This window comes from Oribacterium sp. oral taxon 108 str. F0425, assembly GCF_000214455.1.
Classification (GTDB): Bacteria; Bacillota; Clostridia; order Lachnospirales; family Lachnospiraceae; genus Oribacterium; species Oribacterium asaccharolyticum.
Map to the genome: position 1 here is coordinate 480,254 of NZ_AFIH01000001.1, position 14,817 is coordinate 495,070.

At 46.0% G+C, this 14,817-nt stretch carries 13 protein-coding genes; 12 read left to right on the plus strand and 1 reads right to left on the minus strand.

Annotation, left to right across the window (positions count from 1 at the left end):
* Positions 1-64: 64 nt before the first annotated feature.
* The 12 genes from rfbF to rfbH all read left to right on the plus strand — a co-directional run bounded on the left by rfbF (position 65) and on the right by rfbH (position 13,799).
* Complete coding sequence (gene rfbF, locus HMPREF9124_RS02430; RefSeq protein ID WP_009429794.1) at positions 65-835, plus strand: glucose-1-phosphate cytidylyltransferase; 771 nt, start codon at positions 65-67, stop codon at positions 833-835.
* 1 nt (position 836) lies between these two features.
* The gene (gene rfbG, locus HMPREF9124_RS02435; protein ID WP_009428193.1) at positions 837-1,979 is read left to right on the plus strand and encodes a CDP-glucose 4,6-dehydratase; all 1,143 of its coding nucleotides are present in this window, start codon (positions 837-839) and stop codon (positions 1,977-1,979) included.
* A gap of 120 nt (positions 1,980-2,099) precedes the next feature.
* Positions 2,100-2,966 carry a LicD family protein gene (locus HMPREF9124_RS02440; protein WP_009428746.1) on the plus strand — a complete coding sequence of 289 codons (867 nt, stop codon included), beginning with the start codon at positions 2,100-2,102 and terminating at the stop codon, positions 2,964-2,966.
* Positions 2,963-3,946 (plus strand): glycosyltransferase family 2 protein, encoded by a 984-nt coding sequence (locus HMPREF9124_RS02445; RefSeq protein WP_009429269.1) that lies wholly within the window; start codon positions 2,963-2,965, stop codon positions 3,944-3,946. The genes HMPREF9124_RS02440 and HMPREF9124_RS02445 overlap by 4 nt, the downstream gene beginning before the upstream one ends.
* A 63-nt stretch (positions 3,947-4,009) precedes the next feature.
* Complete coding sequence (locus HMPREF9124_RS02450; protein WP_009428143.1) at positions 4,010-5,014, plus strand: GHMP family kinase ATP-binding protein; 1,005 nt, start codon at positions 4,010-4,012, stop codon at positions 5,012-5,014.
* Positions 5,015-5,019: 5 nt separating this feature from the next.
* On the plus strand, positions 5,020-5,445 hold the full coding sequence (locus tag HMPREF9124_RS02455) for a hypothetical protein (RefSeq protein ID WP_009428798.1): 426 nt from the start codon (positions 5,020-5,022) through the stop codon (positions 5,443-5,445).
* A gap of 69 nt (positions 5,446-5,514) precedes the next feature.
* Complete coding sequence (locus tag HMPREF9124_RS02460; RefSeq protein ID WP_036597588.1) at positions 5,515-5,934, plus strand: hypothetical protein; 420 nt, start codon at positions 5,515-5,517, stop codon at positions 5,932-5,934.
* 498 nt (positions 5,935-6,432) lie between these two features.
* Complete coding sequence (locus HMPREF9124_RS02475) at positions 6,433-8,334, plus strand: IdeS/Mac family cysteine endopeptidase (protein WP_009429556.1); 1,902 nt, start codon at positions 6,433-6,435, stop codon at positions 8,332-8,334.
* 274 nt (positions 8,335-8,608) lie between these two features.
* Complete coding sequence (locus HMPREF9124_RS02480; protein WP_036597591.1) at positions 8,609-10,102, plus strand: hypothetical protein; 1,494 nt, start codon at positions 8,609-8,611, stop codon at positions 10,100-10,102.
* Positions 10,099-11,319, plus strand: coding sequence for an FMN-binding protein (locus HMPREF9124_RS02485; protein ID WP_009428800.1), 1,221 nt, complete (start codon positions 10,099-10,101; stop codon positions 11,317-11,319). The genes HMPREF9124_RS02480 and HMPREF9124_RS02485 overlap by 4 nt, the downstream gene beginning before the upstream one ends.
* A 308-nt stretch (positions 11,320-11,627) precedes the next feature.
* On the plus strand, positions 11,628-12,431 hold the full coding sequence (locus HMPREF9124_RS02490; protein WP_009428849.1) for a hypothetical protein: 804 nt from the start codon (positions 11,628-11,630) through the stop codon (positions 12,429-12,431).
* 15 nt (positions 12,432-12,446) lie between these two features.
* Entirely contained in the window at positions 12,447-13,799 is a 1,353-nt protein-coding gene (gene rfbH / locus HMPREF9124_RS02495; protein ID WP_009429371.1) for a lipopolysaccharide biosynthesis protein RfbH, read from the plus strand.
* 168 nt (positions 13,800-13,967) lie between these two features.
* Here rfbH and HMPREF9124_RS02500 read toward each other — a convergent pair whose 3' ends face one another.
* Complete coding sequence (locus HMPREF9124_RS02500) at positions 13,968-14,738, minus strand: CAP domain-containing protein (RefSeq protein WP_009428689.1); 771 nt, start codon at positions 14,736-14,738, stop codon at positions 13,968-13,970.
* Between the last annotated feature and the right edge of the window lie 79 nt (positions 14,739-14,817).

The window sequence follows — 14,817 nt, forward strand, 5'->3', positions numbered from 1 at the left end:
TCAGTGGAGTTTCGCTGTAGAGATTTGCAATTTTAAACTATGCTTCACATAGAGGAGAAAACAGATGAAAGTGGTTATTTTGGCAGGAGGTCTGGGAACCAGAATCTCTGAAGAATCGCATTTAAAACCGAAGCCTATGATTGAGGTAGGAGAGATGCCTATTCTTTGGCATATTATGAAGTATTATTCGTCCTACGGGTTAAATGAATTCATTATTTTGGCAGGATACAAGCAGTATGTTATTAAGGAGTATTTTGCCAATTATTTCCTGCACAATGCGGATATTACCTTTGACATGGGAAGAAATACCATGGAAGTACATAACAGTGAGGCGGAGGATTGGAAAGTTACCGTAGTGGATACAGGACTGCATACGATGACCGGCGGTCGTATCAAGCGGGTAGAGAAGTATTTGCATGATGAGCCTTTTATGCTGACTTACGGAGACGGCGTTTCGGATGTAAACTTGCAGGAACTCTTGGATTTTCATAAGAAGAAGGGGAAGGTGGCAACCATTACCATGGTCAATCTTACCCAGCAGAAGGGGGTTCTCGACGTTGATCAAGATGGGATCATCCATTCTTTTCGGGAGAAGGAAGAAAAAGACGGCGCAGTAATTAATGGCGGTTTTATGGTGCTGGAGCCGGAAATTTTCCGTTATCTTCAGGATGATCGGACGATTTTGGAACAAAGTACGATGCAGGCACTTGCTTCTGAAGGGAAGCTCGCCGGCTACTATCACCCGGGCTTCTGGCAGTGCATGGACACGCAGCGGGAGAAGAAGCTCCTGGAAGAACTCTGGGCAAGCGGAAAAGCACCCTGGAAGAGGTGGTAAGATGATTGGGTTTGATGATTTAAAAGAATTTTATAAGGGACGTCGTGTCTTTGTGACCGGGCATACCGGTTTCAAAGGGTCCTGGCTCACCCTTCTTCTGGAAGAACTGGGAGCGGAAGTCTACGGATACAGCCTTCCTGCGAAGGAGGGGGAACTTTTTTCAATTCTGTACCCGAAGCCCCCGATCTACTCCTTTGAAGGGGACGTGCGGAATTATGAGCAGCTTCGTTCTCTGATGGAGTGGGCGCATCCGGAGGTGGTTTTTCACCTTGCGGCACAGCCCATTGTCCGGGAGTCCTATCTTTTTCCGAGAGAAACCTACGAAACCAATGTTATGGGAACCGTGAATCTGCTGGAGTCCATTCGGCATATCCCTTCTGTCCGTTCCGTTTTGAATGTGACAACGGATAAGGTTTATGAGAACAATGACATGGAGCATCATGCCTTTACGGAGGAAGAAAAACTGGACGGCTTCGATCCCTACTCCAATTCCAAGTCCTGTTCGGAGATTCTGACGCACAGCTATCAGAAATCCTTCTTTAATGAGGAAAAGGAAGAGAATGGACAGCGTGTACTTCCGCGAATTTCCACGGCAAGAGCCGGTAATGTCATCGGCGGTGGAGATTTCGCAAAGGATCGGATTGTTCCGGATGCGGTGCGGGCAGTCGTGCAGGGACAGAAAATCGGTGTAAGAAATCCTTACTCCGTTCGTCCCTATCAACACGTTTTAGAGCCGCTTCTTGTCTATCTGGAGATTGCGGCGAGACAGACGGGCTTTGTAAAAGGACTTTGTAAAGAGAAATTCTCCTATGAACAAGGAAAGCGCTTTGAGGGCTACTACAATGTAGGACCGAGTGTGGAGGATGCCATTACTACGGGGGAACTTACGGATCTTTTTGTCAAGTTCTGGGGAGAAGGCGCGGCCTGGGAGAATTTGTCGGAAAAAAATGCGCCGCATGAGGCAGGTTTTCTTCAGCTGAATACCAATAAGGTGCGGAGAACCTTTCAATGGGAGCCCCGGTACACGGTGAAAGATGCAGTAAAGGAAACCGTGGCATGGTATAAAGCATGGTCCGAGGGGAAAGATATGCGTAAGTTCAGTGTAGAGCAGATTCGACATTTTTTCTGCGAAAGCCATAGATAGGCGGAAAATATAGTATGGTATTTCTGCGAAAGTCCTAGATAGGCGGAAAATATAAAGGATATTCGAAGCTGTAAAGGTAGCCGGAAATGACGGCATTTCCGAGAACGGAGATGAGAAGCGATGGATTTAAAAGAAAAGCAGGAGAAGGGCCTGGGCATCCTTCTGGAGATTGACAGAATCTGTGAAAAACATCAAATTTCCTATCGCCTGGATGCAGGAACGCTGCTTGGCGCAATTCGACATAAAGGGTTTATTCCTTGGGATGACGATGTGGATCTCTGTTTTTTAAGAGAAGATTGGGAGAAGTTTTCGAAAGTGGCGCAGAAAGAACTGTCTGAGAATTTCGCACTGCTTTTACCGGATGCGTTTCAGGGAGGCAAGGCATTTTATGACTTTGTTCCGAGAGTGGTGGACTTAAGCACCGAGAGAAGATCTGAAAAAACGGAAGGAGATACTTTTTACGAGGGAAAATTGAATCACCTTTGGGTGGATTGTTTTATCTTGGATGATTTGCCTGCGAAAGCTCTTTGGGCTAAGTTTTATACCTTTCGGCAACAGTTGATTTTCGGCCTTGCTATGGGGCATAGAAGGATGGTGAATTTAAAGAAGTACAAGGGCTTGTCCAGATTGTTTGTGAGCGTATTGTCAAAGCTTGGACGGCTCTTTTCCATGCCTTATCTTTTCTCTCTGCAGGATGCATGGGCACAGGCGGAGGGAAAACGCAGGAAGACAAAGGCAAAACGTAAGGCTGTAACAGCCAACCCGGAAAAGGGGGAGAGGTTTCTGTATTTCTCCAACTACCAACCGGATTTCCAGTATTGTATTTCCAGATATTCCTGGGAAAAACCCTTGCTTCGGGCCAAATTTGAGAACTATTCTCTACCGATTCCGAAAGGCTATGATGCTTTGCTTCGTATGCTTTACGGGAGATATGAGATGCTGCCGAAGAAAGAGAACAGGGTACCCGCACATGAGGAGATGATTTGAAAAACTGTAGCATTATCGTTTCTGTATATAATGAAGAGGCAAGCCTGGAAAATTTTTTCGAGGCTTGTTCTTCGGTTTTAAATACATGTCGTGCAGGGAGCAAGAAGGACTCTGCTTGTGAAAAAATAGTAGAAAAATATCATACGGAGATTCTCTTTGTGGATGACGGTTCGACGGACAGAAGTCCCTTGATTTTGGACAGGTTGGCCTTGGAATATCCGGAGCTCGTTAAAGTCATTCATTTCTCCCGAAATTTTGGTCATGAAGCTGCAATGACAGCCGGTCTGGATTATGCGAGTGGGGATTTTCTGATTTTTATGGATGCGGATTTGCAGCATTCTCCGGAGCTTATCCCGGAAATGTTGGCAAGGTATGAGGAGGGATTTCATGTGGTATCCATGGTTCGGACCAAGAATTCCTCTGCGGGAATCTTGAAGAACCTGAGTTCTGCAGCCTTTTATTGGGTATTGAACCATCTGTCTCCTCTCCATTTTGAGGCAAATGCTTCCGACTTCTTCGGCATTTCTTCCGCCGTACAGCAGGTTTTAAAGAAGTATTATCGGGAAAAAGTGCGGTATTTAAGGGGCTATGTACAGTCGGTAGGGTTTTCCAAAACAAAAATAGAGTATGAAGCGGGAGTGAGACAGGGCGGAAAGAGTCATTATTCTCTCCGAAAATTATGGGCTTTTTCACGTAACACCCTCTTATCCTTTTCCAACCTTCCCCTGAAGCTCGGAATTTTCGCTTCGGGATGCAGTATGTTTTTGGGGATACTCCTTCTGGTTTATACGTTGCTTACGAGAAAGGGAGCTCCGTCCGGCTATGCCACAATTGTTGTGCTGCTTTGCTTTATGTTTGCGGTTCTGTTTTTTGTAGTAGGAATAATAGGGGAGTACATTGCGCTACTTTTTGAAGAAATAAAGGACAGACCGATTTATGTTGTTTCGAAGACAATGAATTTGCCGGAAAACTCCGAATAAGAGCGGAAAGCGGTTCACATATAGAATTCATCAGACTCGGAGTGAAGGATAGGAGGAAAAAGCTTGATTATTACAAAAACCCCATTTAGGATGTCGTTTTTCGGCGGTGGAACGGATATGGAAGACTATTTTAAGGAGTATGGCGGCGCGGTTCTTTCCACGAGCTTTGATAAGTATTGCTATGTCAATGTCCGTCATTTGCCTCCTTTTTTCCAGTACAGTACGGAGCTTTCTTACTCGAAGACAGAGAGGGTAAACAGTTTGGATGAGATTCAGCATCCGGCGATTCGTGAAGCGATGCGGATGCTCAATATGCAGGAAATACGTCTGATGTATGAGGCGGATTTGCCCGCGCGTTCAGGGCTTGGAACGAGCTCTTCTTTTGCGGTCGGAATGCTCCATGCCTTCCATGCTCTAAAAGGAAAGTATGTCGACAAGAAGACCCTGGCGGATCAGGCGATTTATTTGGAGAGAGTCCTTTGTAACGAGGCGGGAGGCTGGCAGGATCAGATTGCGGCATCTTACGGCGGATTGAATCGAATCGATTTCTCTGCCGAAGGCTACCGGGTGAGTCCGGTTCTGATTTCTCCGGAACGAAAGAAGAAACTCAATGAGAATCTGATGCTCTTCTTTACCGGCTTCACCCGTTTTTCCTCAGAAATTCAGAAAGCGAATCAAAGCAGTTCTCCGGAGGACAAACTTGCCCTTCTTCGGGATATGAAAGAACTCGTGAATGAGGGAGAATCCATTCTCTGCAATCAGGATAGAGACCTGGATGATTTTGGTCGCCTTCTCCATACTACCTGGGAGTTAAAGCGGCGGACAGCGAAAAGCATCAGTACGGACAGCATCGATCAGCTTTATACAATCGGTATGCGTGCGGGCGCGCTTGGTGGAAAGCTCCTTGGTGCGGGCGGAGGCGGCTTTTTACTTTTCTATGTGGAGAAAGAGAAGCAGGAAGGTCTGATGGAAGCGATGAAAGATCTCCTCTATATTCCTTTTTCCTTTGAAAACGGAGGAACACAGGTGGTCTACTATTCGCCGGAGACCTTTGAAAAGAAAGTGTGATAAGGATGCTTAGTGAGTGGCTGGATTATCTCAGAACCGGTTTTCAATCCACGGCAGGAGATTCCTTTTTTTCCCTACTCTTTGGGGTTTTTCTATTTCTTCAGTTGCTTGCGCTTTACCGAAGATTTTCGATTCTGAAAACCGGCGGGCATTTTTGGGATAGTTATCATATTACGGGGGATACCTTATATATTCATGCCGGGCTTTTCTGTATAGGAAGGCGGGATGTTCCTTTCTCGGAGATGAGGACGGTAGACATTGATTATACCAGAGGAAAAGGGGGCGCAAGGTTTACCGTGAAGATTCATAGAGAAAAAGGCCTGATTAAGTGCTTTGTTATCCCTGCAGATGAGAAAGGAAAGAGGCAGCTCAAAGACTTGGAGCGAGCACTTTTTCAGCACAGGATTGCCGTAAGAAAATGGGGATATTAAGATGCGTGTTCTTTTATCTATGTGTTTTTTGAAAAAGAATATCCCTTTTGAGAAGAAAGGCCGGATGAGATGACGGAGATACTGGAACAGTTTTCAATTTCCCTGCAAGAGTGGTTGATGAATCCGCTTTTCAATCCGTTTAATTATCTCCTGCTGGCAGTCTGCGCCTTTTGGCTGTTTCGGAGAATATCCATTCTACAGACCGGCGGGAAGTTTTGGGAACCGTTTCATATTGTGGGAGATACTCTTTATATTCATGCTGCGTTTTACTGCATAGGAAGGCGCGTAGTGCCGTTCTCGGAAATGGCGTCCGTGCAGATTAGCCAAGGTAGCGGGAGAGGCGGCAGGCGCTATATCGTAAAAATCCGGCGGAAGAAGGGAATTACTAAGTACTTTATGATTGGAGTGAATAAGAGAGGTCTTCAGAAGCTCGAAGAATTGAAAAAAGCTCTTAAAAAGCACCGGGTTGGTGTGAAGGAATGGGGATAGTTTTCCGAAATATATAATATTTAACAAATGGCGCCGGAGAATACCTTATATGTCCATGCCGGTTTCTTCTTCAGAGGAAGACGGGATGTTCCCTTCTCAGAGATAAGGAGAGTACATATTTATTATACCAGAGGAAGATGGTGCGGTAGCTATACTTTGCAGTTTCATAGAGAAAAAGGTGTATATCAGTTCCTTGTCCTTCCCGGAGATAAGAAAGGAGAGAAGCAGCTCAAAGAACTGGAGCGTATATTTTTTCAGCACAGGATTCCTGTAACAAAAAGGGGCTAAAAACCCCGGGTTACAGTGAGAAACGGGGGACAGCCCTCCGGATTATTAAAAATTAATATTATTTTGTCTTTTGCCGATGTACTTTTGATAGGGTGTGTAGGCACTGTAATAGAAAAAGCGGGGGATTTTCTGACGAAAAGCCCCGAAAACGGCTTTTTTATCGGGAGGGCTGAGAAAGGATTTGAAGTGCCTCCGGGAAGCGGGTGAAAGATGAAAGAAGCAATGAATAGATATAGAAAAGAGAAAATAGAAGGAACACTCGTCCTATTTGCATTTTTATTTTGGATGGTTTTCTTTTTTTCTTATTTTTTTAGGATCGATGCTTTTGCTGAAGGAAAATGGGTGGAACTTTCCGGTGCATGGCAGTATCAGGAAAATGGAGTAGTGCATAAAGGCTGGCTCCATTTAGGAGATTCCTGGTATTATCTGGATCCGACCAGCGGTAAGATGGCTGACGGCTGGATTTTGGATCAGGGAAAGTGGTATTTCTTAAAGACGGATGCGCGTGAACAGGGGAAAATGGCAACCGGCTGGACCTGGGTGGATGGAAATTGCTATTTCCTGAAAGAGAACGGGACTATGGCATCGAATGAAAGTGTAGGAGGATACCAGCTTTCAGCGGATGGACAATGGACCGAACAGGGAAAGGCGGTTTTTGAAAAAGATAAGGGTTATGCTAAAAGCCATAATGCCTATTTGCAGAAAGTTGCCGCTCAGGGGACTGCTGCGGAGACTTCCGCTTCCGGAGAAAATGCGTCGCTTGGAGCGGGAAGTTCCTCAGGAGGAGGACTCGCAATCCGTAAAGGTTCCGGCGGCGGTGGAGGAGGAGGCGGCTCCTCTTCGGGTGGTTCCGGCGGTGGCGGGAGAAGTTCTTTTTCGGGAAGTTCCGGTAGCAGTAGCGGAGGCGGTTTTTCTTCGGGAGCTTACAGCGGAGCTTCGAGTGGAGTACCTTCTTCCTCTTCCGGCACACCGGGAAAAGAGGATCACAGTGCTTTCACACCCGGCGAAACTGCATCGAAAGAAGAGGGGAACAGGGAAAACAGCACAAGTGAGGAAATAGCGGATGTAGAAGAAGATTCGGAAACAGAGGCGGAAGGGTCGGAAGCGGAAACGACAACAGAAGAGATAGAAGTAAAGACGGAAGAAGAGCATCAGCGTGATGCGGATCAAGTAGAAAGAGAACTGCAGGAAGGAAAGAATCGGAATACTGCGCAGTACACTGCCTCAAACGGGGAGATTTATACCGCCTTTTTTGTGCAAGGAGTGCATATTCCCAATTTGAAGAGTACGGAAGAGGGCGGAGATTTTATCGAAAGAGAAGACTCCGGTTACTTTACTCGTATGGCAAAATTTGTGCGCGGACAGGGCTATTATGATACCAACAAGGCAAGAAACGGCGAGAACAAAGATGTGGATCGAAATCTTTGCTTTGCGACAACTGCATCCAATGTGCTGCATTGGTATTTGCAGGAAAATAGAGAGAAGATTCAGGCCTATATCGACCTGCATGGAGACGAGGTTCGCCGTGTGGGCCAGGAAAACTATTCGCTTCAAGACTTCCTGAACCAGTCCGATCCGAATCAGTGGAACAGTACAATTTTTGACTATTTTAAGTTGATTTACGGGCACAGTGATAAAGGATTTTACACCGGGCCCTTGGTGGATTTGTTCTTAAACGGCTATACTCCGAAAAAACCGGCAAATGTGGAAGAAGATTTTGAAACAATGGACGAAAGAGGCGGCTTCCTGTATGGGCTTTTAAGGGAGGAACTTCAAACGGATGTCACGGAAAGCTTTAGGGGAAGTTTTTCCGAGGATGTAAAATACCATCTTGCAGCAGGACATGCCCTTTGCATTTCCTATAAGCCCTCTAAAGCCTATTCCCATGTGGTCAGCCTTTGGGGAGCGGACTTCGATGAAAGCGGAAAGCTTGTAGGAATTTATGTTACGGACTCCGATGACCAGGATGAGACCGGAGAGGACCCGGAAGTGGGATTAAAGTACTATAGAATCACCTACCGGAATGAATGGCCCTACATGAATAACAGTTTAAGTCCAAAAAGAAACGGATCAAGAATTACCAAACTGCACAGCTTCGGTTGGAAAGAGTAAAAATGGAGCAAAATGGAAAGTTTTTATAGAAGATAATTGACAAGATTTTTCAATTCTGCCATAATACAGCCTGAAAAAGATAGTTTTAACTAACTTAAAGTTTGAGTTAACTATCATTTAGGCACATGGCATTCACAAAAAGCATCTGCCTATTTAATAGGCAGGTGCTTTTTTTCATAACGAGTATCGTACGAAAAGCGTGCGATATTTCATTTAGGCTGCTATGCATGGAATCGGTTATGCTAGACAGCTTGCCGGAAGAGAAAGGGGTATTATGAGAAAATATTGGATTCTTGGCGCTTCCGCCATCATTTTAGCGTCTTCCGTAATGGCTTGCGGAAAGAAGGAAGAGGCTGCGACTACCGCTGCAGGCACAGAGAAAGCTGCGGAAACTACTGCAGCTGCAGAGGAAAAGAAAGACTATGTCTTTGTAAAGATGACCGTTCCCTATGCGGACTTTTACTACGGAGAATTAAAGGATATTGCTCCGGAAGAGGGAAAGGATGTAAAGGCACAGCTGGATGCGGAAGACAAGGTAGCGAAGGACGGCTTTCGTGAAAGCGGAATGTATGACAGTGTAAGTTCTCCCACGAAGGAAAAGGTGGAGAAGTTTGTGATGGCGGACGGTGCCGTAGAGGGAGAAGGTTCTGTCTATAAGGGAATTAAGCACGTTAACGTTGCGATTCCGAAGTCTCTCTATGAGGATGCCAAGAAGGCATTGGAGGAGAAGAAGGAAAGTAAGAATGCACTTCTTACTTTGATGGGCGCGATTGAAAGTGAAGTCGGCACGGAACCGAAGGAGTACAAGGTATTAAACTCCGACGGAACCCTTTCCAAGACGCAGGGGACCACAAATGAGGCGAAGGATGTGAAAGCGGATATCACGACGACCTCTTCCTATGGGAATTATGAGATTGATGTGGACGGCTTGGATATCGACTCTGAAATCGTACAGGCTGCGATTCTGGAAACCAAGGACGGCGCAAAGTACGGCTTAAAGCAGGAGGACAATATCTGGGTAAAGCCGGAGGAGCTGGCATTTTCCGCAGTGGCTTTTGAGGATAAAAACCATAAGGCCCAGAAGGAATTTAAGCGTTTTGAAGACTTGCAGGACAAGGACATTGTAAAGATTACCTACTTCTTAATGGACGAGGATGATGTGGAGCTTCCCGTAAATCTTCATGTGAAGAAGATTGCTCCTGCTGAATATAAGGTTAGCGGAGATGAGAAGGTAAGCTACAGTCCGGAAGGCACCAAGGTAAATTATCAGCTTTCCACCGGAGAAGACAGCTACGCTCTTAGCAAGGTTCTCAGCAAGAAGAGTGAGGTAAAGGGAGAGGTGAATACAGATACCGCCGGCGTTTTGGTGCTTCCTAAGGAGATGACTCCCGGAAAGTACCAGCTGGTATTCTCTAACGACAAGCTTTCCGATGTTTCCTTCACTGTTTTGGTGGAATCAAGCTTAAAGGCGGAGGACTTCCATTTTGAAAATAACAAGTTAAGCCTTGCGGAAAACGCAGATCAGCTGACTATTGCAAACTACATTGCTTCTACAAGCTCCGCAAGCATCGGAGAGCAGGAGTTTAAGGGCGGTGCCGGAAGAAGATTCGGAAAGAACATTTTCAATGAAGACGGCAGCGTAAATACCGAGGCGAGCTACAAGAAGGACGATCAGGAAGTAAAGTACTTTGACGGCCCCGGAACCTATCCTGTAAGCATCAAGGCAGACGGATATCCTGAAGTGAAATTCGAGGTAGTCGTACAATGATTGTGATTCTTACTTTACTATGCAGTTTGGCATTTTTCCATTTCTTTGGAAAAGCAGTAAAGAAGAAGCCGGCAGTGTTATATGGGATTTGTATCCTCCTTTCCTTGGTAAGTATCTTTTATCCAAGGGAGGGAGGACTTCCCTTTTTGGACTTCTTTTTTAAGAAAATCATGCAAAGGGGTGTGCTCGCAGGCTCTCTCTTTATCTGGGTGATGCTGGCCCCGGTGCTTCCCAAGAGCTTTTCCGGAAGAAAGACCATCTATCTTCTTCGAGGGGAAATGGCTATCTGCGCCTCTCTGATTACTTTGGCCCATAACCTGGCCTTTGGCGGAAAATACTTTGGCGCCTTATTCTTTGGACAGGGGCATATCAGTTTGATGGAGCTTCATGCAGCTATCGTGTCTTGTCTGATGATTCTCTTATTAATTCCCCTGACCGTCACTTCCTTTCAGGCTGTTCGGCGGAAAATGCAGGGAAAGACCTGGAAGAAGTTGCAGAACTGGTCCTATCTTTTTTACCTGCTTTTGTACCTGCACATTTTCTTTATTTATCAAGGGGCGCTCCTTCGGGGAAAGGGAGAGTATTTCTTCACTTTGATGCTCTATAGCTTCATTTTCGGATTCTACGGATTCTTACGGATCAGGCAGTATAGAATGCAAAAGGAAAGCAAGGAGAAAAAGGCATTCCCCCTGCTTCGTATTGCAGGGATTTTGCCCATTGTCTGTCTTTTTCTAAGCGGCTTTTACAGTGCCGGGAAATACCGCGCCGCACTGGAGGCAAATGTAGATAAAATCAGAGCGCAGGAAAGCGTAGCGGAAAGCATCGGAAACGGGGAGGAAAACAATTCTTCCGAAAAAGCATCAGAAGCTAGCGGAGATAAAGCCTCTACGAATTCTTCGGATGCTTCCTCCGATTCCCAAGCTGCTGATGAGGATAACATATCCGGAGCTTATAAAGACGGAGAATGCTTTGGAAAGGCTTCCGCCTACAATGGCAATGTGGAAGTGAAAGTCACCATTTCAGGCGGAAAGATTACTGCCATCGACATTGTGAAAACCAAGGACGATGAAGAATATTTCTTTGACGCACAGAAGAAGGTGATTCCGGAAATTTTGGAAAAGCAGAGTACCGACGTGGATGCGGTGGCAGGAGCCACCACCAGTAGCGAGGGCATTTGCCATGCGGTGCAGAAAGCTCTGGAACAGGCGAAACAGTAGGAATAGGCTACAGTCTTTGTCCACTGATAGGAATAGGAGAAGGGTATTGCGATTTTTGTCTTGCAATACTACAATATCCTTGCGTTTTGCTTTCGGAAAAAGAATGCGCAGCAAAGCGCATTCTTTTTTTGGTTCATAACAAGTGGCTAAGGCGAAGCCTGAGACATCTTGTTTCTAATCGAGTATCGCTCGCGGAGGGCCCATGCGCTTGCCCGCTCGTTGTGGCGTGTGCAGGTGCTTTCGTGCTCCGGAGCGCGCTCTAACGAAAGAGAGAATGAGAAACAATAGAAAGGGAAGAGAAGATAGAGATGCGTACAATTTTTGACACGGAGACAGTTCATTTTGAAGCGAAAGGGATGCTGGGAGGCGGACACAGCTTAACGGTTTCCAAGGATGGTTTTTCTTATCAGAGTGCAAATGGAAAGAAGGCGTTTTCCTTTCCTTTTTCAGCGATTAAAAGAACCCTCATTACCAACTATTGTAATTCCAATCAGAGTTACGACGTGCGTTGCTACTTGAAAGACAGTAAGGAGATTCCCGAGTTTGAACTGGATACCCGGGCTTGGAATAACGGACACAATATTAAAGAAACGAAAGCACTTCTTGTGGCGCTTTCCGCGAGTAAATTGGGGAGTGCTTTTCCGAACAATCTGGACAGTCTGGAAACCGACCTCGGTTTTACTTTGGGAGAAAAGGATATTACTTTGAAGGACGGTATGATTATCGGAGCAAAGCATCAGATTCCCCTTCATGCCATTAAGCGTTGTAAGTGTGTCAGCAACGGAACTCTCGGCTATCTTTGTGTTTATCTAAAGGAAAAGGGCGGGTTTTTCATCGATATGCCGGACATGAAACTGCCTATCAATGAAGTCACCCTTCCGGTACTCGAGGCGGCTATGCGCAGGAATACGGGGAACGGAATCGATTTTTCCCGCGGAAACGGTTTTGACCAGAAGGATTCCGGCTACATCATTATTCGTTATATGAATGCGGACTTCTTTATCAGCGAAGACGGCACTTTCCGGGAAAGCTGGCAGGAGTCGGCTTACAGAAGGATTTATGCCTATGGCTATGATGTGGATACCAACTGGTGTGAGAGAATGGGGCAGTAAAGGAGAAGAGGATTTATGGGAAAATGGAAGAGCGAAGCGGAAGCACGCGAAGAAATCAAGAATTTGGTAGCGGAGTATTACCACAGCTTTAAAGAGAAGAAGAAAGCTTTTGAGCCGGGAGACAGAGTAAGCTACGCTTCCCGCGTATTTGACGAGAAGGAAATGCTGTCCTTGACAGATGCTACTTTGGATTTTTGGCTCACAACGGGACGTTTTGCAGACGAGTTTGAGAAGAAGTTTGCGGAGTGGATTGGCGTAAAGCACGCCTATCTGGTAAATTCCGGATCTTCTGCGAATCTCCTTGCGTTTATGACGCTTACGGCACCTGAACTTGGAGAAAGACAGATTAAAAGAGGAGATGAGGTTATCACGGTGGCCTGCGGTTTTCCGACTACGGTGACCCCCATGCTCCAGTACGGGGCGGTTCCCGTTTTCCTCGATGTCACGGTTCCGGAGTACAATATCGATGTAAGCCGTCTGGAGGAAGCGCTTTCCGAGAAAACGAAGGCGGTGATGATTGCGCATACCTTGGGAAATCCCTTTAACCTGGAAATAATCAAGAAATTCTGTGACAAGCATGGTCTCTGGCTGATCGAAGATAACTGTGACGCTCTGGGCTCCCGCTATACGATAGACGGAGAGACCCGCTTTACGGGAACCTGGGGCGATATCGGCACCAGTTCTTTTTACCCGCCACACCACATGACCATGGGAGAGGGAGGCTGTGTTTATACCAATAACCCTAAGCTGAGTCGTTTAATTCTTTCTTTCCGTGACTGGGGAAGAGATTGTATCTGCCCTTCCGGACAGGATAATTTCTGTAAGCATCGTTTTTCGGGACAGTATGGACAACTTCCGAAGGACTATGACCACAAATATACCTACAGCCACTTCGGGTATAACCTAAAGGTGACTGATATGCAGGCTGCGGTCGGCGTAGAGCAGTTAAAAAAATTCCCGAGCTTTATCGAAAAGAGGAAGGCAAATTGGGCATTTTTAAAGGAGGCGATGTCTGATATAGACGGCTTGATTCTTCCCGAGCCGGCTACAAATTCCGATCCGTCCTGGTTCGGCTTTTTGCTTTCCGTAAAGGAGGACGCAGGAGTAAAGCGTAATGATTTAACCGCATTTCTCGAAAATGCCAATATTCAGACGAGACTTCTCTTTTCCGGAAATTTGATTAAGCACCCTTGTTTTGATCAGATTAGAGGAACGGATGCCTATCGTGTAGTGGGAGATCTGAAGAATACTGACTTTATCATGGAAAACAGTTTCTGGATTGGGGTTAATCCCGGGATGACGAACGAAATGCTTCAGTATATGGCGGATAAGATTCATGAGGGAATGAGAGAATGTAAGAAGAACTAGGCCTTACGCTATTAGGAAAAGATGTGCAAGAGACAGCTAAGCTAGGATATAAAAAGCCGACAGAAACGGTATATACCGAATCTGTCGGCTTTTAGTCATAACGAGTATCGATTGCAAAGCGTGAGTTATAGGACATGCTTATGTCGGGGGGATTCTCCCGGGATCTTTCTACTCTCTAAAGAGCATCACCCAGTACTGCTTTCCGTCTTCCGTAACATAATATCCTACTCCTGCCCTTTTAAAGGATTTTTCTTTGAGTAACTTGTCATGCCCCTTGCTATGGGTCCATGCGCTAAAGGCTCCATCGGGGATTTTTACCAGTCGCATGATGACTTCGCCGTTTACGCCGTCTTGCCAATGTAAGGGTTCCCCGGTGCCTGGACGAGTATGAGAATATAATTCGGAAATTTCCTCCGCCCGGATTTGTGCCAGATTTTGTAAGTTCTCGTCCTTTTCCAGGGCAGGCTTTCCGAGTTTTTTTCTATAGCGGTTTACTAAGCGCAAAACCTCATCCCGGTATGCTTCCTTGTTACTGAGATACTCTTCCTGAGAAGTATCGTTGATTCCCAAAACAGGCGTTGTGGAAACTTTGGACTGCTCAACGTTAAGTTCTTGTACCTTGCGTTGCTGTACGATGTTGTCTACGGTCCATGCGCCATCCGCATTGACCGTAAAACCGTCGGGGGTTATCCAATCGGTATACAGGTATCCGTCAGAATCAAAAGAATAGCATTCTTGAGTACCGTCTCCGTTTCCGTCAATCCATTGCCAGGAAGACTTATAAAAAGTTCCGTCGGGTAGGGAATACCACCAGCGATTTGTTCCCTCATCCTTATGCCAACCGGAGTCTTGGGCCAGGCCCGGGATAGTGGAACTTAGGGATAAAAATACCGCCATGACGGTTCCGGCAATCTGTTTTTTGGAAAATCTGCTTTTCATAGTTTGTCCTCCTTGACTTTTCTGCATAGATGGATGTCATTGCATTCCATTTCCTTCAGCAATTCCTCTTCCCTTTTGA